The 24,489-nt window shown below is 37.6% G+C and carries 23 protein-coding genes, 2 tRNA genes and 1 pseudogene; 12 read left to right on the top strand and 14 right to left on the bottom strand.

Annotated elements, in window-relative coordinates:
* Positions 1–15 precede the first annotated feature (15 nt).
* From E4O00_RS04635 to E4O00_RS04605, 7 genes are all read left to right on the top strand, one after another.
* Positions 16–1,887, top strand: a complete 1,872-nt coding sequence (locus tag E4O00_RS04635; RefSeq protein WP_253678819.1) for a ribonuclease catalytic domain-containing protein — start codon at positions 16–18, stop codon at positions 1,885–1,887.
* A 13-nt stretch (positions 1,888–1,900) separates the two neighbouring features.
* The gene (locus tag E4O00_RS04630) at positions 1,901–3,400 is read left to right on the top strand and encodes an NAD(P)H-hydrate dehydratase (RefSeq protein ID WP_253678818.1); all 1,500 of its coding nucleotides are present in this window, start codon (positions 1,901–1,903) and stop codon (positions 3,398–3,400) included.
* Positions 3,397–5,385, top strand: coding sequence for an excinuclease ABC subunit UvrB (gene uvrB, locus E4O00_RS04625; RefSeq protein ID WP_253678817.1), 1,989 nt, complete (start codon positions 3,397–3,399; stop codon positions 5,383–5,385). Before E4O00_RS04630 ends, uvrB begins: the two co-directional genes overlap by 4 nt.
* Positions 5,386–5,403: 18 nt before the next feature.
* The gene (locus E4O00_RS04620) at positions 5,404–6,042 is read left to right on the top strand and encodes an ABC transporter ATP-binding protein (RefSeq protein WP_253678816.1); all 639 of its coding nucleotides are present in this window, start codon (positions 5,404–5,406) and stop codon (positions 6,040–6,042) included.
* Positions 6,002–7,015, top strand: a complete 1,014-nt coding sequence (locus tag E4O00_RS04615) for a hypothetical protein (RefSeq protein WP_253678815.1) — start codon at positions 6,002–6,004, stop codon at positions 7,013–7,015. The genes E4O00_RS04620 and E4O00_RS04615 overlap by 41 nt, the downstream gene beginning before the upstream one ends.
* A gap of 159 nt (positions 7,016–7,174) precedes the next feature.
* The gene (locus tag E4O00_RS04610) at positions 7,175–7,561 is read left to right on the top strand and encodes a thioesterase family protein (RefSeq protein WP_253678814.1); all 387 of its coding nucleotides are present in this window, start codon (positions 7,175–7,177) and stop codon (positions 7,559–7,561) included.
* Positions 7,562–7,660: 99 nt separating this feature from the next.
* Positions 7,661–8,230 carry a DJ-1/PfpI family protein gene (locus E4O00_RS04605; protein WP_253678813.1) on the top strand — a complete coding sequence of 190 codons (570 nt, stop codon included), beginning with the start codon at positions 7,661–7,663 and terminating at the stop codon, positions 8,228–8,230.
* A gap of 203 nt (positions 8,231–8,433) precedes the next feature.
* Here the strand turns inward: E4O00_RS04605 and E4O00_RS04600 are convergent, their stop codons facing one another.
* Positions 8,434–8,688 (bottom strand): DUF6364 family protein, encoded by a 255-nt coding sequence (locus E4O00_RS04600; protein ID WP_253678812.1) that lies wholly within the window; start codon positions 8,686–8,688, stop codon positions 8,434–8,436.
* A 180-nt stretch (positions 8,689–8,868) separates the two neighbouring features.
* Between E4O00_RS04600 and E4O00_RS04595 the strand changes: the two genes are divergently transcribed.
* From E4O00_RS04595 to E4O00_RS04580, 4 genes are all read left to right on the top strand, one after another.
* On the top strand, positions 8,869–9,471 hold the full coding sequence (locus tag E4O00_RS04595; protein WP_253678811.1) for a PadR family transcriptional regulator: 603 nt from the start codon (positions 8,869–8,871) through the stop codon (positions 9,469–9,471).
* Positions 9,472–9,500: 29 nt separating this feature from the next.
* Positions 9,501–10,088 carry a GNAT family N-acetyltransferase gene (locus tag E4O00_RS04590; RefSeq protein WP_253678810.1) on the top strand — a complete coding sequence of 196 codons (588 nt, stop codon included), beginning with the start codon at positions 9,501–9,503 and terminating at the stop codon, positions 10,086–10,088.
* Complete coding sequence (locus E4O00_RS04585) at positions 10,081–10,518, top strand: CPBP family glutamic-type intramembrane protease (protein ID WP_253678809.1); 438 nt, start codon at positions 10,081–10,083, stop codon at positions 10,516–10,518. The genes E4O00_RS04590 and E4O00_RS04585 overlap by 8 nt, the downstream gene beginning before the upstream one ends.
* Positions 10,519–10,788: 270 nt before the next feature.
* Positions 10,789–11,028 carry a helix-turn-helix transcriptional regulator gene (locus E4O00_RS04580; RefSeq protein WP_253678808.1) on the top strand — a complete coding sequence of 80 codons (240 nt, stop codon included), beginning with the start codon at positions 10,789–10,791 and terminating at the stop codon, positions 11,026–11,028.
* Positions 11,029–11,052: 24 nt separating this feature from the next.
* Here E4O00_RS04580 and E4O00_RS04575 read toward each other — a convergent pair whose 3' ends face one another.
* The 11 genes and pseudogenes from E4O00_RS04575 to E4O00_RS04525 all read right to left on the bottom strand — a co-directional run bounded on the left by E4O00_RS04575 (position 11,053) and on the right by E4O00_RS04525 (position 22,349).
* Complete coding sequence (locus E4O00_RS04575) at positions 11,053–11,844, bottom strand: ABC transporter permease (protein ID WP_253678807.1); 792 nt, start codon at positions 11,842–11,844, stop codon at positions 11,053–11,055.
* Between the two features lie 31 nt (positions 11,845–11,875).
* Positions 11,876–12,898, bottom strand: coding sequence for an ABC transporter ATP-binding protein (locus E4O00_RS04570; RefSeq protein WP_253678806.1), 1,023 nt, complete (start codon positions 12,896–12,898; stop codon positions 11,876–11,878).
* A complete protein-coding gene (locus tag E4O00_RS04565) occupies positions 12,879–13,667 on the bottom strand; it encodes an ABC transporter permease (RefSeq protein ID WP_253678805.1) in 789 nt (262 codons plus the stop codon). Before E4O00_RS04565 ends, E4O00_RS04570 begins: the two co-directional genes overlap by 20 nt.
* Before the next feature lie 54 nt (positions 13,668–13,721).
* Positions 13,722–14,642: a helix-turn-helix transcriptional regulator gene (locus E4O00_RS04560; protein WP_253678804.1), complete on the bottom strand. Its 921-nt coding sequence runs from the start codon at positions 14,640–14,642 to the stop codon at positions 13,722–13,724.
* A 67-nt stretch (positions 14,643–14,709) separates the two neighbouring features.
* A pseudogene (locus E4O00_RS04555) lies at positions 14,710–17,425 on the bottom strand (valine--tRNA ligase).
* Between the two features lie 113 nt (positions 17,426–17,538).
* Positions 17,539–18,096 carry a hypothetical protein gene (locus tag E4O00_RS04550; protein ID WP_253678803.1) on the bottom strand — a complete coding sequence of 186 codons (558 nt, stop codon included), beginning with the start codon at positions 18,094–18,096 and terminating at the stop codon, positions 17,539–17,541.
* Entirely contained in the window at positions 18,071–18,601 is a 531-nt protein-coding gene (locus tag E4O00_RS04545; RefSeq protein ID WP_253678802.1) for a tetratricopeptide repeat protein, read from the bottom strand. Before E4O00_RS04545 ends, E4O00_RS04550 begins: the two co-directional genes overlap by 26 nt.
* Positions 18,598–21,297, bottom strand: a complete 2,700-nt coding sequence (locus E4O00_RS04540) for an FG-GAP repeat domain-containing protein (protein ID WP_253678801.1) — start codon at positions 21,295–21,297, stop codon at positions 18,598–18,600. Before E4O00_RS04540 ends, E4O00_RS04545 begins: the two co-directional genes overlap by 4 nt.
* Before the next feature lie 146 nt (positions 21,298–21,443).
* The gene (gene rpsD / locus E4O00_RS04535) at positions 21,444–22,064 is read right to left on the bottom strand and encodes a 30S ribosomal protein S4 (protein ID WP_253678800.1); all 621 of its coding nucleotides are present in this window, start codon (positions 22,062–22,064) and stop codon (positions 21,444–21,446) included.
* A gap of 106 nt (positions 22,065–22,170) precedes the next feature.
* A tRNA-Arg gene (locus tag E4O00_RS04530) sits at positions 22,171–22,244 on the bottom strand.
* Positions 22,245–22,277: 33 nt separating this feature from the next.
* Positions 22,278–22,349 (bottom strand) — tRNA-His (locus E4O00_RS04525).
* Between the two features lie 142 nt (positions 22,350–22,491).
* On the opposite strand from E4O00_RS04525, the gene E4O00_RS04520 reads away from it, so the two are divergent.
* Complete coding sequence (locus tag E4O00_RS04520; protein WP_253678799.1) at positions 22,492–23,049, top strand: hypothetical protein; 558 nt, start codon at positions 22,492–22,494, stop codon at positions 23,047–23,049.
* 38 nt (positions 23,050–23,087) lie between these two features.
* On the opposite strand, the gene E4O00_RS04515 is transcribed toward E4O00_RS04520, so the two are convergent.
* Both E4O00_RS04515 and E4O00_RS04510 read right to left on the bottom strand, forming a co-directional pair.
* A complete protein-coding gene (locus E4O00_RS04515; protein ID WP_253678798.1) occupies positions 23,088–23,414 on the bottom strand; it encodes a DsrE family protein in 327 nt (108 codons plus the stop codon).
* A gap of 24 nt (positions 23,415–23,438) precedes the next feature.
* Positions 23,439–24,470, bottom strand: coding sequence for a hypothetical protein (locus E4O00_RS04510; RefSeq protein WP_253678797.1), 1,032 nt, complete (start codon positions 24,468–24,470; stop codon positions 23,439–23,441).
* Positions 24,471–24,489: the final 19 nt, after the last annotated feature.

Raw genomic sequence — 24,489 nt, 5'->3', positions numbered from 1 at the left:
TTTTAAGGAATAAAAATGAATACAAATGCAATCGTCCTATATAAAAACCGTCCGGCACTAATAAAAGGACAGACCGACGGTAAATTTGAAATAGAAACGGAAAACGGAATCAAAAAGGTGCGCGAAAAAGATTTTTCTCTCTTAACCCCGAATAACTCCGCATCCTTAAAAACAGTTTTGGCAGCAGTCTGCCCTGCTCCGGATTTTGCGGAAGCTGCCGAGTTTTTTGAAGAAGGTTCAGCCCTATTTTTGGAGATAGCAGAACTGGTTTGGGAAGATCTAAAACCCGAACAAATGTGGGCTGCATGGCTTTTGGTATCAGCCTCTCCTCTTTTTATTGCAGAAAGCCCTGACCTTCCGATTAAGATAAGAACAAAGGAAGAAGCCGAAGCAATCGCCGCTGCCGCAATAAAAAAAGAAACCGAAAAACAGGCGGAAGAGCAAGAAAGAAAAGATTTTATAAACGATTTATCTAAATTTATAAAAGAAAAAAAAGGAGAAACTTTCGACTTAAAAAAATATTCTCACTTTTTGCAGGAAATAGAAGCCCTCGCCTTGGAAAAAACCGACAAGTCAAAGCTCTTAAATGAAGCTCACTTAAAAGAAACTCCGGAATCGGCTCATAAGATTTTAATCCGGACAGGCTATTGGAAGATCGAAAAAAATCCTTACCCCACCCGCTTTAAGCATCCTTTAAATTCTCCAAAGCTGGACCTGCCTCCTATCGAGCATAACGAAAAATACGAAGACCTCACACATCTTACAGCCTATGCAATCGACAATGAAGGCAGCACCGATCCCGACGATGCCGTCTGCTTTGACGGAGAACACTTATGGATTCATATTGCGAACCCTGCCGACATAATTACCCCCGATTCCAAAAGCGATATGGATGCAAGAAAACGGGGAGCCACCCTCTACATTCCTGAAGGAGTGTCCCGAATGTTGGGAGAATCGGCAGTAGATGCCTTTGCCCTCGGTCTCCACCCCGATTCCTATGCCCTGTCGTTTAAACTAAAATTAAACGAGGCGGCGGAAATTCTCGACGTAGATATTTTGCGTACCAAGATAAGGGTGAGCTGTATAAGTTTTGAAAAGGCTGATGAAGAAAAGACGAGTGCAAGCCTAAAGTCTCTTTTTGAAATAGCGGAAAAAAACAGAAAAAAACGGGAAGCAGCCGGAGCAGTTTCGATAGACATGCCCGAAGTTCAAATAAAGGCAGAAACCGAAAATGAAACTCAAAAAGTTTTTATAAACCCCTATAATTTTACCGAATCTTTTTTGATGATAAAGGAAATGATGCTCCTTGCAGGAGAGGCAGCTGCCCGCTTTGCCTTTAAAAACAATATTCCGTTTCAGTTTGTAAGTCAGGAGGCTCCGGAGCTTCCTAAAAAACTACCCGATGGGCTTGCAGGAGAATACAGAAAACGAAAGGCGATGCGGCCGAGAAATGTCGGCACAATTCCTGCAATGCACTCGGCTCTCGGAATTGCAATGTACAGCCAAATTACAAGTCCCCTCCGCCGCTACGGCGACTTGGTTGCCCACCAACAGCTTTTAAAATTTATCGACGGAAAAGAGGTGATGAAAACCGATGACCTTCTTATGCGTATAGCGGCAGGAGACATTGCAGGCAAAAATTGTTCCTATGCCGAAAGAGCATCCCGCCAACACTGGACCTTGATCTATCTTTTACAAAATCCTGACTGGCAGGGAGAAGCCGTAATCCTCGAAACAATAAAAAACACGGCCCGCATTTCAATTCCGTCTATCGGCTATGAAACCGAGATGAGATTAAAAAAAGAATTATCGATTAACGAGCGCATAAATGTAAAAGCGGAGGATATAGATATTCCGAATCTGGCTGTAAGATTTGTGCAAGTGTAAAAGGACAAAACTTATGCAAAATGTTTTTTATTCTTTAAGAGAATTGGATAAAAGAGCCGAAGAAGATTTTAATTTAAAAAACGGAATCTTAATGGAAAATGCCGCCCGCGGTTCCGCAGAAAAAATTAAAAATCTTTTTCCCCTAAAAAAAGGAGAAGCAAAAAAAACTTTACAAATTCTTTGCGGTTCAGGCGACAACGGCGGGGACGGTTTAGCCCTTGCAAGAATCTTGGCCGATGATTTTAATCTTCATGTTGTACTTTTAAAAGAACCTAAGTCGGAACTGTGTAAGCTCCAACACGAAAGATTAAAAGCCTTGAATATTAAAACAGCAAAAAACATCTTGCCCGAATCGGATCTTCTTTTTGATGCATTTTTAGGAACGGGCTTAAAAGGATTTTTAAAAGACGAAGATAAAAAAACAATAGAAAAGATAAATAAGGTCAAGGCTTTTAAAATTGCCTGCGATATACCGAGCGGCTTAAACCTTGACGGAGAAGCAAGTCCCGATGCTGTTGTATGTAACAGTACATTTTCGATGGGAGCCTTAAAGGAAGCCTTTTACTCCGATGAGGCAAAGGATATTACGGGAAAAATAGAGGTGATAGACCTTGGCCTCCCCCGCTCCTCCTACGAGCAAAACGAAAGGCCCGATGTTTTTTTACTCGAAAAAGAAGACTTAAAGCTCCCTTCAAGGAAAAAACAAAACACCCATAAGGGAATTTTCGGCCATGCAGGAATAATTATGGGAGAAAAAAGCGGAGCCTCTCTTTTGGCAGCCTCTGCCGCCTTGGAGTTCGGCTCAGGCCTTGTAACATTGATAGGTGAAAATCCGGAAAGGCCTAAAAACCTAAAGGCCGATTTTATGTATGACAGAAAATCTGAAGCCTGCAAATCAGGCATAAATAAATTTACAAGCCTAGCCATAGGTCAAGGCCTTGGAAGAAAAAACGACGAGCTTTTTTCTATTCTAAAAATAAAGGAAAACCGATCAATGCCTATGGTGCTCGATGCAGACATTTTTTATTATAACGAATTAAAAGAAATTTTACCCAAATTAAGCTCGGCAGTTTTAACTCCTCACCCAAAAGAATTTTCCTCACTTTTAAATATCGCAAATCTTGGAAATTTAAGCATTGAAGAAATACAAAAAAAACGCTTTCCCTTAGCCTTAACTTTTTCAAAAAAATTCCCTAAACTTGTCCTCGTATTAAAGGGGGCTAATACCTTAATCGCTCATAACGGAAAAATATTTATCAACACGCTGGGCTCTCCGGCTCTTTCAAAGGCGGGCTCGGGCGATGTGCTCACAGGTCTTATATGTTCCCTCTTAGCCCAAGGGTACAGCCCCCTCGATGCCGCAATTACCGGAAGTCTCGCCCACAGCCTTGCTTCTCAAAATACAAAAGCAAGCTACAGCTTAACGGCAAGCAAGCTCATCAAAAATTTGGAAAAATTGGAAGGTGAGCAATTAGAAGAAAACAAAATAATCGGATCAGGTAAAATAAAATGAAGCAGTTTAAACTTATTTCGGATTATAAACCCTCAGGAGATCAGGGAGAAGCCATCAAGGCTCTTTCAGAAGGGATAATTGCAGGCGATAAATTTCAAACCCTTAAAGGAGTTACGGGCTCGGGGAAAACTTTTACGATGGCAAATATAATTCAAGCCGTGCAAAAACCGACCCTCATCATAAGCCACAACAAAACCTTGGCAGCCCAGCTGTACAGAGAATTTAAAACCTTTTTCCCGGAAAATGCCGTCGAATACTTTGTCTCTTATTACGACTACTATCAGCCCGAAGCCTATGTGCCTGCCCGCGACCTTTATATAGAAAAAGACGCTTCAATAAACGACGAGATTGACCGCCTCCGCCTTTCGGCAACTTTCAGCCTTATGGAAAGAAAGGACGTTATAGTCGTTTCTACAGTTTCATGTATTTACGGTTTAGGCCTTCCCGAATCGTGGAGGGATTTACGCATAACCATAGAAAAGGGCGTGAACACCGAAATCGAAAAATTAAAAAAACAGCTTATAAGTTTGCAGTACGAAAGAAACGATGCAGTCCTCGAACGGGGCCGCTTCCGCGTCAAAGGCGACGTTATGGAAATTTTTCCGGCCTACATGGAAGATGCCTACAGGGTCGAATTCGATTGGGAAGAAATCGTACGCATAAGAAAATTTAATCCGATTTCCGGAGAGGTGCTTCAAGAATATGAGGAGCTTTCTATTTATCCTGCAAAGCACTTTGTAATGCCCGAAGATGCCATTCCCAATGCCCTTGAAAGAATAAAAAAAGAATTGGAAGAAAGGCTGAAAGTTTTGCACAAAGAAGGAAAACTCCTTGAAGCCGAAAGGTTAAAAACCAGAACCGAGTACGATATAGAAATGCTTTCGGAGATGGGCTATTGCCCCGGCATCGAAAACTACTCGGCTCCCATAGCAAACAGAAAACCCGGAGAGCCTCCAGCAACCCTCTTTCATTATTTCCCCGAGGACTTTTTATTGTTCATGGATGAAAGCCATGTTACCTTTCCGCAGGTAGGAGCTATGTATGAAGGAGACCGGAGCAGAAAACAAAACCTTGTAGACTTCGGCTTCCGTCTTCCCTGCGCCTTAGACAACCGCCCTTTAAAAATCGGCGAGTTTGAAAAGATGCTCAATCAGGCAGTCTTTGTTTCCGCAACGCCTGGCCCAAAAGAAATAAAATATTCTACACGCATTGTCGAACAAGTAATACGCCCCACAGGCCTTTTGGATCCTATCATCGAAATTCATAAAAGCGAAGGACAGATGGAACATATCTATGATGAGGTTATGAAGCGCATTGCAAAAAAAGAAAGGAGCTTGATTTTGACCCTCACAAAAAAAATGGCTGAAGACCTCACCGATTATTTAACCGGCCTTGCCTTAAAGGTAAAATATATTCACAGCGAGGTTGAAACAATAGAGAGGGTCGAAATCTTAAAGGGACTGCGTGCAGGGGAATTCGATGTGCTTATAGGAATCAACCTTTTAAGAGAGGGTATCGACCTACCCGAAGTTTCTTTTATAGGAATTCTCGATGCGGATAAGATAGGTTTTTTGCGCTCCACTACGAGTCTTATTCAGATTGTAGGACGGGCCGCCCGAAACGAAAACGGCAAGGTTGTTATGTATGCCGACAGAATAAGCGATGCGATGAAAGAAACAATCGAAGAAACAAACCGCCGCCGCTCAATTCAGGAAGCCTATAACAAGGAACACGGTATAACACCAAAGACAATAAAGAAAGCCATCGAAGATATTTTAACCAGAGAAAACGAAATCAAAAAAGAAGCAGCCCTTGCAGAAGCCGGCCCCCTTATCAGCAGTCTAAATATTTTAAACCCTGCCGACAGAAAAAAACTTATCAAAAAACTCGAAGCCCAAATGGCAGAATACGCCGACATGCTCATGTTTGAAGAGGCTGCCGTTATAAGAGATAAGATAGAAGAAGTAAGAAGAATAGGAAGCTAGGAAGCCGGGGGGGAATTTATGGATATAAAAATTTTAAATGTAGGGAAAAAATACGGCACATCGCATATTACAAAGGCTCTTGACTCTGTAAGCTTTACGGTAAAAAGCGGTGAGTTTATTGCGATTATGGGGCCGTCGGGTTCCGGAAAAACGAGCCTTTTAAACATCATTGCTGCAATCGATACGGCTTCGGAGGGAAGCGTTCTTTTCGGAGATTTTGAGCTTACAAAAGCTTCAGCTGCAAACCTTGCCGAATTTAGAAAAAACAACTTAGGCTTCGTCTTTCAAAATTACAATCTCCTTGACACCCTAACCTTAGAAGAAAACATCCTGCTTGCCTTGAGCCTTAATAAGCAAAGCAAAAAAGAAATGTTGGAGCGGGCAAAGGAATTGCAAGAGAATTTCGGGATTTACGGACTTCGCAACAAATATCCGCATGAGGTTTCAGGCGGAGAAAAACAGCGTTGTGCCTGTGCGCGGGCTATTGCAAATAAGCCTGCCCTCGTTTTGGCAGATGAGCCGACCGGAGCCTTAGATTCTCATTCGGCACAAATTCTTTTAGAAACCTTTCAAAAAATGAACAGCGAAATGCACACCAGCATTTTGATGGTAACACATGACGTATTTTCAGCTTCTTATGCTAATTATCATTTATAATAAAGCGGCTTATTATTCTTTTGGCGAGTATATTAAGCTGATTGAAAAAAAATTAACTATAACCGAAAGAATTACGCACACGATTTACACCGATGGTCAATCGGCTTTACCTCTCTTTTTAAAAAAAGAAATGGAAATGTCCGATACGGGATATAAAAGATATTATTACCCGACCCACACCTTTTTGCTTTTAAGCGATTATAATGAACTCCGCTCGTCCTTAGACTTAAAACCTGTAAATATAGCACAAGGAGAATATATTCTTCACACCAAAAAAGTACTTTTAAAATTTTTGGATAGCTTTAATAAAGATAACAGCATATCACTGAATGGAAACTTTTTAAAATGCAAGGCCGTTTATGATGAAGGCATTTCGCAAAACGGACACTACGGAAGCGACTACATTCTTGTAGTTGCCGATTCATATAAAAAAGATTTAAACCCATTTTATTCCGTTACGGCTTTGCGTTTTGATAATGAACTTTCCGATTCATTATTAAAGGAACTGAAAAACCTAGATAAAACGGACGGAGAAGGTTATGCACCCGGTAATAATCAAATAATGACGATGGCCGATGATTATTTGGTAAGCCGCCGATTTCTTTTTACTGAGGTACTCCCGATTATCACCATGATTTCCTTTGTGCTTTTTTACATTGCAGCAAGTTTTATGTGTGCAGTTTTAACCGTGCTTTCCATACAACAACTTTCAGATGCAGTAAAATACCGCTTCCGCTACACAATTCTTTTTCAATTAGGACTTTCGCCTTCAGACTTAAAAAAATTGATTTTAAAACAGCTCGCCTTTTATTTTTGTATTCCGGCGCTTTTAGGTATTCTATTAAGCGGAATGATTACAGTTTTTGTAGGTAACTTCTTTTGGTTTCATACAGGTCTTCTTGCCTCAGGTTTTATTCATTTTATATTCAGCCTCATTCCGTTTTTGTCATATACGGAAGTTATTTTTGTATAACTTATAGGCTTTTTATAAAGAATACGGAATTAATATGAAAATAGCATTTTTAGATAGAGACGGCACCATCAATGCAGACTATCAAGATAAATTTTTAGAAACACTCAAGTGCTTGAAAAATTAAAACTTATAATATAAAATACCAAAAAAGGAATTATTATGTTAAAAACAGGTATTAAGGGAAAAGAAGAAATTATCGTAAATGAAAATCATTCAGCTGAAAGTTTGGAAAGCGGAACACTGAAAGTATTCGGCAGTCCTGCGATGATTGCATTAATGGAAAAAACTGCATGGAAAAGCGTGCAGGATTATTTGGAAGAAGGACAAGGATCTGTCGGCACCTCATTGGAAATAAAACATGTTTCCGCAACGCCGCTCGGTATGAAAGTTTATTGCGAAAGCGAACTTACAGACATAGACGGAAAAAGACTTATCTTTTCGGTAAAAGCCTATGACAAAACAGGTTTGATCGGAGAAGGAACACACGAGCGCTTTATCGTCAACAATGAAAAATTTCAAAAAAAAGCAAATGAAAAGATGAAGTAAATATTGGGGAGATGACGGCGTACCTCCGCAATGGAGAATTGATATGAAAATAGGAACTAAGATTGGGTAAATGATGATAATTTATGAAGGAGAAAATAAATGAAAAAAACGGCTTTATTAATTTATGAAACCTATTGTAACTTTGAGATTAGTGTTGCTCTTGAAGGTTTAGCTTTAAAAAATAAAGAGGTAGTAGTATTTGCCAAATATAAAGACTTAATTAAAAGTGAAGAAGGTTTAACAGTATTAGCAGATAGATCAATTGATGAAATAATTATTGATGAATATGATAGCCTTCTATTGCCTGGTGCAGCCGATATTAGATCTGCAATAGAAGATAAAGATATTTTAAATTTTATAAAAAAATTTAAAGATAAAATAATTGGCGCAATATCAATTGCTCCTATCTTACTAGTAAAAACCGAAATGCTTAATGGAAAACCGTTTATGGCAGGAGTAAATAAAGAAGATTTATTTGAAGAAGGATTTACAAACGAAGATCTTAATAAAATGAAAGGATGGGACGATTGTATAAAAAATCCTATAGAAGATGGATATATTGTAACAGATAAGATAGTTACATCTATTGCATTTAATTTTGCAAAGTTTGGACTTCAATTTTGTAAAATGCTTGGCCTTGACATACCGCCCCAAACCTTTGGGCTGTAGTAAATCTTTTATATATCAATTGGTCTTAACTCAATCATCTAATGCCCTAAGATATAGTATAAAACAACACAGCAACATTCTTTATTCCTTTACCTGAATAGCTGTATAAAATTTTCAGGCGAACATACGCGTAATTGAGCCGCTTTATAGTCGGTAGTATTTCTCGTTATAATGTATGCCTGTATCTATAAACACTTTTTTTATCATAAATACTTATCCGATAAGGCTTCAGTTAAAAGCTCATTATAGGGCTTTCCATTATCAGTGAACATACCGGATAATGACTCAGTCAAGGGAGCATTTAAGTTATTAACTGTAAGAAAAGTTTTTTTTGCACCGGAAATATGTTCTAGATACTCACTTACAAGTTTGGAAATACTGCGGTTTTCTTTTTTTGCGTATCGTTTTGCACTTTCCACTATATCCTTATCTATCGTCAGTGTCAATTTTGTAAGCATTAAAAACCTCCACATATGTAGTATATACCAAAAAACACATATCCGTCAAGATTTCCGGTTATTAATTTTTCCCATATATAAGGCATCATAAAAATTATTTTAAAAATAATATAGTAAAAGCATTGACAATACCTAAAAGGTATGTTACTATAAGATATATAGAAAATCGATAGGTGTCTTATGGATAAAATAATTTTAGGAATTTTACTGCTACGCAGGATGACTGCATACGAAATTAAAAATGTTATCAAAAATAATTTTAAGTCTATGTGCAGTGATAGCCTTGGAAGCATTCAGGCAGCTCTTAAAAAATTGCTTGAACTGAATATGGTTAGTTTTGAAGAACTGGTCGAAAAAGGAGTAAATAAAAAAAGATACTCAATAACCGACATCGGGCAAAAGGCATTAATAGATTGGATAAAGGTGCCGCTTAATACTTCAAAAACTAAGAATATGGATTTTGCAAAACTTCTTTTTATGGGTTATGTTCCGAAGGAAAACCGGAAATATTTGATCAATCAAATTATTATCTCCTTAGAAAAAGACTATGCAGCATTAAAATCCGTAAAAGAGTCAATAAATGTTGAAGATGAAAGAGCTGCTTTAAAGAATTATTTACTTACCGATAAAGAGTATCAAAAAAGAATTAAAGCATTGCATAAAAAAAATATATCCAAAAGCATCGAAGACATCGGTACATTCACGATGGCTGCCTTGGACTATGGAATCGACATCGCTGCTTTTAATATAGAATGGTTTAAAAAATTAAAAAAAAGAATATAAAGAACAAACAGGCATTAAAGGAATTCCGTATGAAAAAAATAAGACAAGCACAAGAATCTGATAGAAACAAAATTGTCGATTGCATTCTCGATGCATTTCAAAAAGATTTTTCCGAATTTATAAATAAAGTCGGAAAGAATAAAGTAGAAAGTTTTCTTACAGAATGCATAAGAATAAATTGTTTTTATCTGATAGAAACTGAACAGGAAATTATCGGAGTTTTAGCACTTTCAGATATTAAAGGAAGAGCTATAAATGGAGCAAAAAAAGCAGCTCAAAAATATTTCGGAGCCTTTGTCGGCCGGATTTTATACATGGCAAATTTCAAAGACTTTGAAATTAATTACTGTAAATCGGAAACTATAGGCTTTATAGAATTTGCAGCTGTCAGACAAAAATTTCAAGGCCGAGGTATCGCTTCTTTTTTGATAACAAAAGTAATATCCGAAACAAGTTATACAAACTATCTTTTGGATGTGGTAGATACAAATTATGCAGCAATTAATTGCTATACTAAATTAGGTTTTATAGAAATAAAACGAGATAAAGTTATGTTCGGCAAGCAAAAAGGATTTAAAGAAAAAATATTTATGGAGTATAAAAAAGAAGATGAATAACACAAATAGAACTAAACGAAATATAATTATTTTTACAATTTTCAGTACCCTTTGCGGCTGGATAGGATATTTTGTCGATAAATTATATTTAATAAGTTTTTTGGTATATCCGGTCGTTACTATAATTGTTATTTTACTGGGCGTAATAACAAAAGGTATCAGATTTTCCAATATGAGTATAGGTCTTACGGCCTATTTCGGAATTTTGTTTACACAGATTACAATTCAATTTATAAAAAATATATTTGAAGAATCCGTGTGGAGAGCTTATCTTACAAATCAATTATTAAAGTTAAAATTATCCGATTTAAAAATATATTTGCTTATCGGATTTATATGGCGGCTTTGGCATTTGCCTTATATTATGATATTTCTTTCCGAAAGTGAAATACAAAATACTTTACCTGTTGGAAGATTGACATTTTTTTGATAGGAACAATCGTAGTTACAGTTTGGACGATAATGTATACGGAAATTTTCAGAATTACAAAATCCGTATGGCCGTTGGTTATTGCTCATACCATGGAAGACGCGGTAATAAATCCGTTACTTTTATTGGGTATTGTCTCTATAGAAAAAAATCAAGCATTTCTTTTTTCTCTTTCAGTTGGTTTGATTCCGACAATTCTTTATCTGATAGTGGGATTATCCATTCGAAAATGGAGAACTAACCCAAAATTTTTCTATCAATCAGCAAAAATTGGTAACGGGTTTTAAAGATTGTTTTAACACGACAATAAATGAATACACGCAAAAGGTAAGAATGACAAGGGCGCTTGAATTGCTTTATAATGATGAATTATCCATTGTAGAAATAGCACAGGCGGTCGGCTACTACGGGGACGGCTATTTTCAAAAAGCGTTTAAAGAAACCTACGGCATCAGTCCCGGCCCGGATGCGGAAAGATTTGTAAGACACCTTTTAAAAATCTATACCTAATTTTTTAGAAGGGACTTTATATATTTAGCCCCCATAAGCGGAATATTTTTTTAAGCCTTTTTTCCATACTATTGCACAAAAAACACTTAATACCGCTATCCAACAAGCACCTTTAAGTAAATGGAGAAAAGCTCCATAAAACGGTTCGTTATCAAGCAAAAAACTTACGGGGATATGGGAAATAAAGGCAAAGGGTAAGTTTTTTAAAACCTTAAATACCGGTTCGGGCAAAAGGACAAGAGGAAAAATAATACCGGCAGAAATATTTTTAAGTACCCTTATCGAAGTGTAAAGTGAAGAAACACGCGAAAAGTAAAAGCTGTAGAGGGCTATCAAAAAATCGATCAAAAAATTGATAAGATAACCTGAAAATAAAAAGAGCATAAAAAATACAATCTTCCATGTAAAAAAATTAAACACAAAATATTTTTGTAATAAAAAATATAAAATCAAAATAGGAAGAGCATTCATCGTAATAAAAACAAAACGATGCGGTAAATCGGAAGCAAGTTGGTAAATTGCATAATTATACGGTTTTATAAGATAGGTATTTAAGGTACCGAGCCTTATGTCATCCGAAACTTTAAATATAGAACCGGTTGAGGTGATATTGTATGTTATTAAGGTTAAAAAATAATAAGAAACAATTCCGCCTGCTTCAAGAGGCATATCCGTACTTTGATAACTGACGGCAAGCCATAAAAGCACATTAACGGTAAAAGGAAAAAGCGAAAATAAAAATCCCGAAATAAAATTAACCCTGTACTCCAATTGATTAGCTAAACTTGTCTTAAAAACTTTATAATAGATATTCATAATCTTTCCCTTAAAATAATTAAATAAAAAATCAGCCGGCCGCCGTATATAATTTTCTGATAACATCTTCCATCGATATATTTTCAATGGTAATATCGCTTAGGTCTTCGATAAAATCATTGGAAATACTTTTTAATATATCCAAACTATCTGAAGCATCGGCAGAAATTTTAACGGTATCTTCTCCTCTTTTTTCTGCAAAAAGCCCTTCCCTTTCGTGCAAGATTTTTATAATTTTTTCAGCGTTTGGGAATTTTAATTTTAGTATAAAGTATTTTTTATTTAAAAACTCGTTTTTAAAATGAACAAATGAATCGGAATATATTTTTTCACCGTTGTTTATTAAAATCAATTCGCTGCAAAGAGAAACAATGTCGTTAAAATTATGACTTGTCAATATAAGCGTGGAATGATATGTACTGCAATACTGTTTTAAAAAATCCCGTATAGCATATTGTGTAATAATGTCGAGTCCTATTGTAGGCTCATCAAGAAAAATAAGTTTCGGTTTATGAATGAGGGCTGCTATCAGTTCCATCTTCATCCGCTCTCCCAAAGAAAGCCGCCTCACTTGAACATTCAGCTGTTTTTCGACACCGAGTATTTCGATCATCGTGTTAAGCGTTTTTTTATAATCGGCATCTTCAAGTTCGTAAATAGTTTTATTCAATTCAAAAGAATCCACAGCCGGCAAGTCCCACCAAAGCTGACTCTTATTTCCCATCACCATTGAAATTTGACGCAAATATTCTTTTTTCTTTTCAAAAGGATTGAAATTCAATGCGGAAATCTTTCCTTCCGTCGGAAATATTAAACCCGACAGCATTTTAAGCGTTGTCGTTTTTCCTGCACCGTTTAAACCGATTAAACCCGTTATCGAACCTTGATGAATTTGAAAAGAAAGATTTTTAACGGCAGACTTATAAAGTTTTTCCCGCTTAAATATATTTTTAATGCTTCCTTTAAGACCTGCTTCCTTTTTATAATAAGCATAAGTCTTGCAAATATTTTCTGCAACAATACTGTTCACATTATTAACTGCCTGATCCGACATAGTGCCTTACTCCTCTTTTAAAAATAAAATTTGACAATATAAAAAAGAAAAAACTCGAAACAAAAGAAACCCCGATGTAGTACCTCGGTAATTTTTCTACGGCAAATAAAATCGGAAAATTAAAACAAATAAAAAGCGGAACAACAAATATGAGTATTTTTTGAATCAAGCCGGGATATATCTGCATGGGTTTATTTCCGATTGTAATAAGTTCCGAGCCTATTCCCATAACAATATCCATTCTCATAAACCAAAAAGCTAAGCTCATCAATATAAACATAATCGAATAAATTAAAAAAAAGCCGTTAAGCGAAAGCAAAATATAAAGCGATAATTTTAATGGCGTCATTTTTATATCGAGTTCGATAAAACAATAAATTAAACCTGCAATATTTATGAAGATATTTTTTATTTGAGGAATATCGAATTCGTTAAACGAAATAGTAAAACGCGGCGGCAATGGCTTTAGTAAGATAAAATCCAAGGTGCCGGTATTTATCATTTCGGGTAATCTTTTTAATCCCGGTACTATCAAAAAAGTAAAAAGTGAATCCATAAGTCCGCCTTGAAAGGTAAGCATCAGCATTCGGTACTTATCCCAACCGTTCACCGTTTTTGTGTGAATAAAAATAGTGTTTATAAAAATTAGATACATCAGCATCCATACAAGTTCAAAGGTTCCGCCGCTTATAAAATTGAATTTATATTCCATTAAATTCATAAGGGAACCTTTAAAATATGCTTTCGATATTAAAAAATATTTTTTCATTAAACTGTATCCGTCTCAAAATTGATAACGAATACTATCACAAGAGAGCGACAACTATATGTCGTAATTAGATAAAAAACTTTTTGCGGTTTTTATAAGTTCTTCTTGGTAATCTTTTGGAGAGATAACCTTTACTTTGTCTCCGAAGCTGAGGAGGAGAGCCTTCCATAAGCGCTCCCTTGCAGGAACACGAATATGGGTTTTGCATTTTTGAGAAGAAATTTTTTCGATTACGGAATCGGGGAAGTATTCTTCGATGAGAGGAACATCTGTTTCATCAAAAGCGATTTCTATATCGATGCAGGTTTTATAATAGGCAAGCTCGGCTTCTTTCATTTTTTGTTGTATGTCGCCGTGTTTTATAAAAGACCTTTCTTTTGAGAGAACAAGATTTTGCATCCGTGCAACCTTAAAGGTTCTATATTCTTTTTTTTCTTTGATGTATGAAAATAAATACCATGCATACCATTTATAATGAATGGCAAGAGGCTCCGCGCAAACATGGGAGCTTTTCCCTTCGGAATTGCGGTAATCGAAAACAATATAGTTTTTACTGTTGATAGCCTCTTCTAAAAGCATATTGGAACCCTGCACTTTTTTATTTTCTTTTGTAACGCTAAAATCCCAAAATACTTTTTGCCCGCCCTCTTTTTCGATAATTGCATTGTATTTTTGGATTAAAGAATTGAGCTTATCGTTTGTGTATGAGGTCGCAAGACTTTCCAAGGCGTTTATAATAATCTGCTGTTCGCTGTTTTTGATGTTGATGTTTTTTATTTTATAATTTTCCAAGACAGCATAGCCGCCGTATCTTCCGCCCAATGTATACACAGGGATTCCGGCTTCTGCTATGCTTACCATATCGCGCTGAATAGTTCTAACCGACACATTAAAATAGTCGGCTAAATACTTTGCCGAAACTTTTTCGTGGTTTAATAAATATATAATAATTTCAAGAATGCGTTCAAGTTTCATTTTTTAAATCAGCAACTTTGCGCTCTTTGCACCCCTTGCGGTTTAAAAAGAGTTCAGTATCCCCTGCTTACATTCCCTGTAAATACCCCTTTAGTTTTTCGATACGGCGTAAAAATTCTGTAAGCTTTTCTTTTTCACCTTCGATGACTTCGCTCGGAGCGTTTTTGACAAAATTCTCGTTTTTGAGTTTTAAATCTATCTTTGAAGCATTTTGCTCATTTTTTTCAAGCTCTTTTTCAAACCTCTTTTTTAGCTGTTCGATATCGATTGAGTCTCCCGTTATCAAAAAGGCTTCAAAGCCTGCTCCCACTACACCTATTGAAGAGGCCGGTTTTTCATTAAGCGAAGAAATAAAGCTTAAGTCGGAAAGACCTGAAAGCATTTTAATTATTTCGGCATTTTCGCGGGCAGCTTCTGCAGGAGAATCTTTTTCGATATAAAGAGAAACTTTAAGCTTAACTTGAGGGTCTATACCGCATTCGGCGCGTAAGGCTCTGATGTTGCGGACAATTTCCTGCATGGTTCTAAAGCGGATGGAAGCGGCCTCGTCTATGCGCTCTTTTTTTTCTTCCGGGTAATCGGAGGTCATCAAAATCTCGGCACGGGCCAAGGCACCTTCAGCACAATTTTTAGGCAGTTTGGAATAAATCTCTTCTGTAACAAAGGCTAAAAAGGGGTGAAGGAGGCGTAAGGATTCTTCCAAGACGGCAAGGAGCACCGAGGCTGCCCTATCCTTCTCTTTTTCATCCCCGTATTTAAACGAAAGCTTGGTTCCTTCAACATACCAATCGCAAAAATTATTCCAAAAGAATTCGTAAACCTTTTGAGCCGCCTCATTGTAGCGGTAAGAATCAAGGCTTGTCCTTACAACTTGGGCAGCCTCGTTAAGCTCGTGATAAATCCAGCGGTCAAGTTCTTTTAAAGCATCTCGGCTTACAGGCACAATGGTTCTTCCTGCAAGGTTTCCTAAAATATAGCGCGAAGCATTCCAAACCTTGTTTGCAAATTTCGAGCCGAGCTTAAAGCTTTCCATGTCGATTAAAAAATCCTGACTTTGGGAGCCGCACATAAAGGTAAGAGTAAACTTCATGGCATCAGCCCCGAACTCTTCGATGGCTACAAGGGGATCAATTCCGTTCCCTAAGCTCTTACTCATCTTGCGGCCCTGTTTATCCCTAACCAAGCCGTGGATAAAAATATCTTTAAACGGAGCCTTTCCCGTAAACTGTAAGGAAGCCATAATCATCCTGGCTACCCAAAAGAAGATTATATCGTGCCCCGTAACAAGGGCCGAGGTTGGGAAAAAAGCGTTCGAGGTCTTCGGTTTTTTCTGGCCAGCCGAGGGTCGAAAAGGGCCAAAGCCAGCTTGAAAACCAAGTGTCTAAAACGTCTTCATCTTGTTTTATGTTTTTTGACTTACAGTGAGGACATTCCGTAATATCTGTGCGGCTTACTATTGTTTTGCCGCAATCGGCACAATACCAAACAGGAATACGGTGTCCCCACCAAAGCTGACGGGAAATACACCAGTCACGGATATTATTCATCCAGTGAGCATAAGTGTTCTCCCATTTTTGAGGATAAAAAACAACATCGCCTTTTTTCCATGCGTCTAAGGCTTTTTCTGCCAAGGGCTGCATTTTTACAAACCATTGTTTTGAAACATAGGGCTCTATAGTTGTGTGACAGCGGTAGCAGCAGCCTACAGCGTGCTTTATTTTTTCTTCATTTTTAAAAAGCCCCAAGGCTTCCAAGTCTTCGATCACGGCCTTGCGGGCTTTTTCAGGTGAAAGGCCGCGGTATTTTTCTGGAACAGCCTCGTTCAAGGTTCCGTCGGGGTTTAAGATATTGAGAACCGGAAGATTATGCCTCTTTCCTACTTCCCAGTCATTGGGGTCATGGGCAGGAGTTATCTTTACAACACCGGTTCCGAATTCCCTGTCAACATAAGAATCGGCAATAACAGGAATCTTTCTATTTGCGAGAGGAAGAATTACTTCCTTTCCTATGATGGACGCATAGCGGGGATCTTCGGGGTGAACTGCAACGGCTGTATCTCCCAAGAGGGTTTCGGGACGGGTGGTCGCAATTTCAATTCTTGTTATTCTTTCGCCTTGCTCATTTTGTAAAACAGCCCCGTCAGCCAATTCGTAATAAATATGATACATGCCGCCCTTTCTATCTTCATGTTCAACCTCATCATCGGAAATTGCCGTACCGCATGAAGGGCACCAGTTTACAAGATAGTTTCCCTGATAGATGAGCCCCTGTTCATAAAGAGAAACAAAGACTTCCCTTACAGCCTGAGAGAGTCCTTCATCCAAGGTAAAGCGTTCTCTGTCCCAGTCAACCGAAACGCCCATTTTGCGGAGCTGTTTTGTTATTATCGAGTGATGCTCATCTTTAACTTCCCAAACCTTTTCTACGAAGGCTTCCCTTCCGAGGTCGTGCCTCGTCTTGCCTTCAGCCTTTAGCTTTTTTTCTACAACGGATTGGGTTGCAATACCTGCATGATCGGTTCCGGGAATCCAAAGGGTTTCGTCTCCTTTCATGCGGTGATAGCGTACAATTACATCCTGCAAGGTTTCATCAAGGGCATGGCCTACATGGAGAACGCCCGTAACATTGGGAGGCGGAATGACGACCGTAAAGGTGTTTTTGGTGTTTTTCTTTTTTACCGGGCTAAAGCACTTATTTGCTTCCCAAAAAGAATAAATACGCTCTTCAAATTCTTTAGGATTATAAGATTTTTCCAATTCAATCGCCTGCAATTTTTCGCTCATTGTTTTCTCCATTTATTTTTAAAATACGAGGAAAGATTATAATATGAAAGCGGGAAATTTACAAGTAGGGCTAAAAGCCTGATAGAATTCTTTCAGTGAAGAGCTTTTGGAATCTACCTCAGACTATCGGCTTTTTTGAGCCATTCGTAAAAGTCAAGACCTGAAACCTCGCCGTCGGGAACAAAGAGACGGCCGTCGATCAGGGGGATTATATCTTCTTCTACGGTACCTATGATTGCATCAAAATAAACTCCGTCTATGGCAACATCCTGTATAGGGCTTGGCTTTCCGCTATAGACATAGTGTCGGCTGTATTGGGTAAGGGCCTCATTATCGTTGCCTATAAGAAGGTGCCACAAAAAAAGAGCCGCATCCTTTCTTGTTGCCGTTCCTTTAGAAATGTTGACAGACTCGTCATACCAGCCCGCCGCCTTTAGCCTGTCGGCGAGCATAGGAGACCGCCAAAAGGCAGTACCCGTAATTGAATCGAGGGCATGGGTATTATCCTGAGTCAGGGCTGTCATTTCTATCAGGCTTATCTTAGTTTTAGTTAAAATCTGTGCTGTACTATTTTTTAAATCGGAATCAACCTTGTAAAATTTGCGGCAATATTCCCTCTTTTCACCGTAAAGAAGGCCGTACTCTTCATGCAAAAAAATCCAAGGAAGCATCAAAGGCAACAAGTGCCCGGGTATAATCTTCCAAAAGATAATATACAAAGCCCAACTCAGATTGAAGCCTGTATGCTCGCGGGTTTAATTTAATCATCGAAATCAAATAATCCCTTTTATCTTCGAGTTTTTCGGTTAAGCGAGCTTTGACAAGATATACATACTCTTCGTGAGGGTTATAGTTTTCAGCTCTTTTAAGCATTCTTTTAGCCGAAGACCTATCCCTGACGAGCAAAAAATAGTCCGAATAAAGGGCATATACAAGAGCAAGATATGAACTGTCAGATGACGGAACAGATAAAAGAGTATTTAAATCCTGCCTTATCTGTAAAATCTTTTCCTGATTATTTTCGCGGTACTGCCTGACTATGTTCACCTCAATGTTTTCTATATTACGAATATTATCCTGAGATGAGGCAGTAGAATAAATAGAATCTTTTTGCATTGTCGAACAAGAGACAAAAAGTATAGAAGCGATAAGCATTAAACATAAAAATTTTTTCATTTTGAAACTCCCGTATAAGAATGGATTCGGTTATCTATGCCGCAGCTTATCAATTCAGACTTTCCGTTTCCGTCTACATCGATAAGATACGGAACTCCTGTTCCTGCAATAGGGAAGCCGTTTAACGGCGAAAAGTTCGCGTTATAGGCATAGATGGAATTTCCGCCGCCGGAAACAAGCACATCATCATAGCCGTCCGAATCAAGATCGATTAAACTTATAAGATAATCTGCGGCATTTTTTTGCTTTAAAGGAATTTTGTCGATTATATTACATTCCGTATCTATCTTATATAAAAAGCCGTTATCCGTAATCAAAAAGAACATTTTTAAGTTTTCGGAATAAACCGGCTGCGTCTTACAAGAAGAATTAAGATCTATCGAGTAAGTCTCTCCATCGTTTCCGGATAAAATACTTGAAGGCCTAAGAGTAAACAATCCCTTCTCAGTTAATACAGCTTCATACGAATTATTTTTATATAGAATAGGCTGAACTGCGGAGATGCCGTCAAGAGCCTTGGGATAGCCGGACACAATTTTTCCCTTATCATCAAAAACGTACATATAACTGTCAAAAGAACGAGGAATAGCCGTAATAAATTTTCCGTAAACTGCGGGCGAGCTCCTTAAACGCGTATTCATATCATCCGAATAATAAAAAGATGCAGAACCGTCTACATATAAAAGCACCGGTTTATTTGCAACAGGAACAACAATCTTATCCTGTATAACAGCAGGAGAAGAATTTAATTTTTCTCCGGTCAAAATCGGAAAGCCTGAAGCCACAGTAAGATTATAATCCGTTTTGTAAACACTTCCGCGTGCAGATACGGCCCAAACGGAATTCACAATACCGTTTTTAGTCTCAAGGTTTAAATAGGCCTTATCATCGAGTTTTATCGATTTTAATTGCTTATCAGCGAGGTTTAGGGCATACAGGTTTACCCCGCTTGTCCAATATGCAAAAGGAACATTGTTTACCCCTTTTCCGCAGTATAGATAAGAATTCAATTTGGTCTTATTTTCATACGGAAATGCAGCAAGCTCTCCCAAGGAATGAGCCTCGGTTTTTTGGGCATAAACTTCAAATTTAAGAGTCTTGTCTTTTTCAAAGCGTATTGAAACCAGCCCGCGTCCGAAGCTTTGCAATACAGATTGTAAGGCTTCATTTGTTCTTAAAAATGAAGGAATTTGGTTTTCCAAATTATAATAAACAAAGACAGAAGTTTCGGGAGAAACAGACCTTGTTATGTTTTTCCAGTTTTCGGTTTTTACAAGCAAATTTCCTCTTTTAACATCATTCATCATGGAGGCGAGGGCTTCCGCACTTTGAGAAAGATACAGATAACCGCCTTCGATAAAATAGAAAGGCGAAGGGAGCTCTACATCAAAGCTGCGTAAAAGAGAGGTTAAAATATCAGGGAAATTTATACGAGGTATTCTTATACCGTCAACAAGGGCCGATATATTTCTGTCTACAAAGAATGAGGTATAGATTAATTCGAAGGCCTGTCTGCATAGTTTTTCGTCTTTTAAAGAAACAAAAAAGATGGGAACCTCGGATTGCTTTACTTCAAAAACACCTATTTCTTCTCCCATCCACGAAAAAAGCAAGTCATCTATGCTCTTTTTAAAAACAAATCTTGCAGCCCTATTTGCCGAGTTATATGATTGTAATACGGATGATCCTAAAATATCCTTTCCGTTTTGAAACAAAAATTGAGGATCTCCCATATTTATCAAGCTTATATAATCGGTAGATTTCGGAAGCCTGTTCAATATCCCGGGAATGAAGGCTTGTTTTTTAAGAACCGTACTCAAGCCTTCAAGCTCAGTGTCCCACTTACAAAGCCCCGAAATTCCAATATCCTTATAATCCAAGGTAAGATCAACTTTTGCAGGTTCAGGAAATTTAAGAGCTCTTACAACATTATTGCTTATAGAATCATCTTTTGGTGTGTCTTTGGTAAAATAATTTACATCGCTTAATACGCTTAAAGTTCCGCCTTTTTTTTCTTTAAGAAATTTACGCAATGTTTTAATGTGTTCATCTTCATTCTTTTTAGACAGTCCGGAAAAAAATAAATCCTTGGATGTAGAAACTATTACGGAATCTTTATAGCTTACTGCGTATATGTTTTGACCGCCTCCCAAGTCATACTGCCAAAAGTTTATGCCGTTTTCTTCAAGCTGTTTAAGCTCTTTTAAATCTTCAAACAAATCGGCCTTAAATTTCAGTATAAAAGGTAATAATCTAGTGCCGGCCGATCGGAATCCCAATTTGGCAAAAACCAAAAAGTTATTGCCCGGATAGGCCGCTATGTCTAAACTAATATTAGATGCAGTGCCGAACCACCATGAAGAAAGAAACGGCGATGCCCTAAAGGAACGGATAGCCCCCTGAAGCTGAGCCGTTTCAGGCGAGCTTAAAACGGAATCAAGAGTCTGAACCGAAAGAGTTTTTTGTAAAAGCTGCCCTGCCGACTCAATATTCACATAGGCATAATGCCCTTCAGGTATATATTCGATGGGATTAATGCCGTCAATTGCAGAATAAATAAGAAATACGGCAATAGGTAAAATCAATACGAATAAAATGACTAAAATAACCATTCCAAGCTTAAAAAAAATGCCGTGCTTCTTTTTTGCTTTTACTTCTTTTTTTTGATACAATGATGTTTCGGGATTATCGCTCATTTCTGCTCTCCAAATTTCAAATATGTTTAATATTATAGAACTAAAGAAGCAAAAAATCAAGCATGATGAGTATAATAAAAAAACGGCCCATTCTTTTGAATGAGCCGTTCTCTGCAAGAACTTAAAACCAAATTTAAACTTAAGGCTTAAGCGTTTCTTGAATAGTATTCAACAACGTTCTGAATATTTCCTACAGGCTGAATATCTGTTGTAACAGGTAAAATATTTACTGTAGCAGAAAGTTTTTCGTCATCAACTGTGAGCCAAGAACCTCTAGCACTCTGAGAAGCACTCATATTATGACGGATAAGGGCTTGAATACCTTTTTTATTTTTTGTTGTAATAACATCGTTTACGCTTACGCACATCGAGGGAATGTTTACGGGCTTTCCGTTAATAAAGAAATAAGCATGCGTGACCATTTGCCTGGCCTGTGCACGGCTGATAGCAAAGCCCATTCGATAAATCGTATTATCCAAACGCTGTTCCATCAAGGAAATCATATTATCACCGGTAACACCGGGCATTCGGCTTGCTTTTTTATATAAATTTCTAAACTGGCGTTCCGAAATTCCATAAGCAAATCTGAATTTTTGTTTTTCCTTTAATTGTTCACCATAAACAGAAGTCTTGCCCCGTTTTCTTGCGCCGCGTTCTTTTCCGGGACCATTCGGCTTGCGATCCAAAAGCTTGTCGTATTTCGGATTACCATAGATATTAACGCCGAGTCGTCTAACTGTTTTTCCCTTAGGCTGTTTAATCGCCATTTGTCACCTCTTATAACAATAAAATAGATTATTAAGCCTATCAAAATCAGACTGTTTTGTCAAGTAATTAAAAATTATGGAAACAGTAAAATAGGCGGCAAATCCATGCGCCCGACACGATTCGAACGTGCGACCTGCGGATTCGAAGTCCGATGCTCTATCCAGCTGAGCTACAGGCGCAAAAAGATGCGGAGCCTTATAAGCTCCGCAGAGGGTGGGTAGTGGGATTTGAACCCACGACAACCAGAACCACAATCTGGCGCTCTACCCCTGAACTATACCCACCAAGTATGAGGCATATTATGCTAAAAAATCCAAAAAATGTCAAGCTCTTTTTTTATAAAATTATACAAAGTTCAAGTTTAAGCCTTGAAGACTTAAAAAAAATGTTGTATAATTCAATTTAATAAATCAAAAGGAGATTTTTATGGCGAATTTAAAAGCAATTGACCTTTTTGAAGCTTACGCTCAAAACAAACTTCCGATGGATCATGGATACATCGTTTCATCCTTCTTTAAGGAAGATTCAGCCTACAGTGTTTATGAGGTAATTTCATATTCTACCGTAAAAGATATTTATATGTCAGGCAGCGGATTAACCTTCCAAACAAACGGAAAAAAGCTTTTCCTATTGGTAGAACCGGCAAACTTCCCTCATAAGGCAACAGAACCGGTATTTAGAGATAAGAATTTTCAAGTACCTTTAAGGTTCAAAGAATCCAATGTTTATACTGCAAAAAATCAGTCAAATATAATTTACAGCAAAACTCCGCAAGATGCCATTTCGGCTTTTACCGTAGTAAAACCTGTAGGCATTAACTTTGCATTTCTCTTTTATCCTCTTCCCGATACATTTCAATCTATGGAGCTGTTTTTTGAGAAGACCTTGAACCAAGAAGCAGTTATACCCGTAAGCGATGCCAAGAAGGTTGCAAAGGATTTTGCAGCTCTTTGCGAAAAAATGCTTACATGGCCTAAAGACTAAATTTTATCCGATTAAGCCGGATTGAGTTAAGGTTTTACTTATTCGATAGTGTATTCGATAAAACCTTCAGCTTTCCGGCTTATTATTTCGCCTATTCCGGCCCTGACCGTTCTTATGTTTTTGTAGTTTATATCAGGCATATTTTGACCGGTTAGAGCATTATGGCAAAGGGCTATATCTAAGCCTGAGCCGGTGAAATTATTTTCGATATTCTCAAAATATTTTACAACATCTCCTGCAAAAACAACTTCAATTTCGGCAGTGTCCCCCATTTCTTCGCAATATCTTTTGTAATTAGTTATCTTGTGAATCAGCTTGTCGATTAAATGAAATTTTTCAATCCTGAATAAAACCTTGTAATGCATAGTTCCTTCCTTATATTAATAGTTTTATAAATCTTCAATAGGTATAGACGGTTCTGGCGGAGGCCTTCTTTTTGAATTATGAGTTCTAATTTCGGCATCAAGGTCTTTTACCTGCGACCTCATAAGAAAAGGCTCTCCAATGGAGAATAGTTTTCCGTCATCCGTTATATAAAGAGGCAGATTTTCTAAAACCGAAAACTGAGATTTGGGATAGGTATCGGCTACGGCATGGGAGCCGGGACCTGCCCCAAGAGGCTTAAAAGTCAAAAATAAGCCCTTAGTTTTTTCTGCATCTGTATCCGAAGCAATTATGAACTTTCCTGTCTCATAATTGCGTAAAATGCTGCCTGTGTTAGTTACGCAGGAATATACAAGGCTTCCTCGTTTTAAAAGCCGAGGGAATATGTAGCCTGTTCCGTCATTTCCCTTTACAATAACCTTTTTATCGTTATATTCAAGGTCATCCAGCCAGTAGCGGAAACGGATATAATCGTCTCCCATGAAAAAATAAGCATCGACAGATTCGGGAGGGGCTTTGGGATAAAGGAGGATTCCGTCGGGACTGCCTTGTTCTATCCAAAAACCGTCTAAAGCAATTTTTTTATTGCCAAATGAGTTTTGAGAATTTTCATCTTTTGATTCCGAAAAATCGTCAAGATCTTCTTTTTGTACCTCATATGGAATTTTTTTATAAAATGAAGTAAAAAAGAAGTCATTTTCTACACATACAGGAAAAACAATGGTGTTTTTTACATAGGGATATCTTATTTTTAAATAAAATAAGCTTTTAGAATCTTCCTGTGTTTCCAAGGATGCGGAAAAGGTTCCCGTTTTTTCGTAAACAAAGCGGTAATATGGTTTTAAAACTATCCTCATATCAAGCAAGGAGTCATCTTTTTTTGAAAACTCTATAAACCGGCAGCCGTTTTCCCATAAGCCTTCTATATTAGATACTCTTTGAGATAAGGGAATATCGGAATTTTCTTGCCCAAAGAGATTAAAGGCGATAAAAAAGCTTAATACAAGGCTAAACTGATGAAAAAATCTTTTTTTCATAGGCTCTTCCGTATTAGGA

Source organism: Treponema sp. OMZ 788 (assembly GCF_024181245.1).
Taxonomy (GTDB): Bacteria; Spirochaetota; Spirochaetia; order Treponematales; family Treponemataceae; genus Treponema_B.
Note: the sequence above shows the minus strand (reverse complement) of the source record. Positions and strands in the feature narration are given on the sequence as shown.

What these genes read in the sequence shown, in the direction of transcription:
- E4O00_RS04575 (WP_253678807.1), bottom strand. Translation starts at nt 11,844, where the DNA reads ATGAATATCTATTATAAAGTTTTTAAGACAAGTTTAGCTAATCAATTG.
- E4O00_RS04620 (WP_253678816.1), top strand. Translation starts at nt 5,404, where the DNA reads ATGGATATAAAAATTTTAAATGTAGGGAAAAAATACGGCACATCGCAT.
- uvrB (WP_253678817.1), top strand. Translation starts at nt 3,397, where the DNA reads ATGAAGCAGTTTAAACTTATTTCGGATTATAAACCCTCAGGAGATCAG.
- E4O00_RS04600 (WP_253678812.1), bottom strand. Translation starts at nt 8,688, where the DNA reads ATGCTTACAAAATTGACACTGACGATAGATAAGGATATAGTGGAAAGT.
- E4O00_RS04595 (WP_253678811.1), top strand. Translation starts at nt 8,869, where the DNA reads ATGGATAAAATAATTTTAGGAATTTTACTGCTACGCAGGATGACTGCA.
- E4O00_RS04545 (WP_253678802.1), bottom strand. Translation starts at nt 18,601, where the DNA reads ATGAAAAAATTTTTATGTTTAATGCTTATCGCTTCTATACTTTTTGTC.
- E4O00_RS04510 (WP_253678797.1), bottom strand. Translation starts at nt 24,470, where the DNA reads ATGAAAAAAAGATTTTTTCATCAGTTTAGCCTTGTATTAAGCTTTTTT.
- rpsD (WP_253678800.1), bottom strand. Translation starts at nt 22,064, where the DNA reads ATGGCGATTAAACAGCCTAAGGGAAAAACAGTTAGACGACTCGGCGTT.
- E4O00_RS04540 (WP_253678801.1), bottom strand. Translation starts at nt 21,297, where the DNA reads ATGAGCGATAATCCCGAAACATCATTGTATCAAAAAAAAGAAGTAAAA.
- E4O00_RS04590 (WP_253678810.1), top strand. Translation starts at nt 9,501, where the DNA reads ATGAAAAAAATAAGACAAGCACAAGAATCTGATAGAAACAAAATTGTC.
- E4O00_RS04635 (WP_253678819.1), top strand. Translation starts at nt 16, where the DNA reads ATGAATACAAATGCAATCGTCCTATATAAAAACCGTCCGGCACTAATA.
- E4O00_RS04610 (WP_253678814.1), top strand. Translation starts at nt 7,175, where the DNA reads ATGTTAAAAACAGGTATTAAGGGAAAAGAAGAAATTATCGTAAATGAA.
- E4O00_RS04560 (WP_253678804.1), bottom strand. Translation starts at nt 14,642, where the DNA reads ATGAAACTTGAACGCATTCTTGAAATTATTATATATTTATTAAACCAC.
- E4O00_RS04550 (WP_253678803.1), bottom strand. Translation starts at nt 18,096, where the DNA reads ATGCTTCCTTGGATTTTTTTGCATGAAGAGTACGGCCTTCTTTACGGT.
- E4O00_RS04605 (WP_253678813.1), top strand. Translation starts at nt 7,661, where the DNA reads ATGAAAAAAACGGCTTTATTAATTTATGAAACCTATTGTAACTTTGAG.
- E4O00_RS04565 (WP_253678805.1), bottom strand. Translation starts at nt 13,667, where the DNA reads ATGAAAAAATATTTTTTAATATCGAAAGCATATTTTAAAGGTTCCCTT.
- E4O00_RS04515 (WP_253678798.1), bottom strand. Translation starts at nt 23,414, where the DNA reads ATGCATTACAAGGTTTTATTCAGGATTGAAAAATTTCATTTAATCGAC.
- E4O00_RS04630 (WP_253678818.1), top strand. Translation starts at nt 1,901, where the DNA reads ATGCAAAATGTTTTTTATTCTTTAAGAGAATTGGATAAAAGAGCCGAA.
- E4O00_RS04615 (WP_253678815.1), top strand. Translation starts at nt 6,002, where the DNA reads ATGACGTATTTTCAGCTTCTTATGCTAATTATCATTTATAATAAAGCG.
- E4O00_RS04585 (WP_253678809.1), top strand. Translation starts at nt 10,081, where the DNA reads ATGAATAACACAAATAGAACTAAACGAAATATAATTATTTTTACAATT.
- E4O00_RS04520 (WP_253678799.1), top strand. Translation starts at nt 22,492, where the DNA reads ATGGCGAATTTAAAAGCAATTGACCTTTTTGAAGCTTACGCTCAAAAC.
- E4O00_RS04570 (WP_253678806.1), bottom strand. Translation starts at nt 12,898, where the DNA reads ATGTCGGATCAGGCAGTTAATAATGTGAACAGTATTGTTGCAGAAAAT.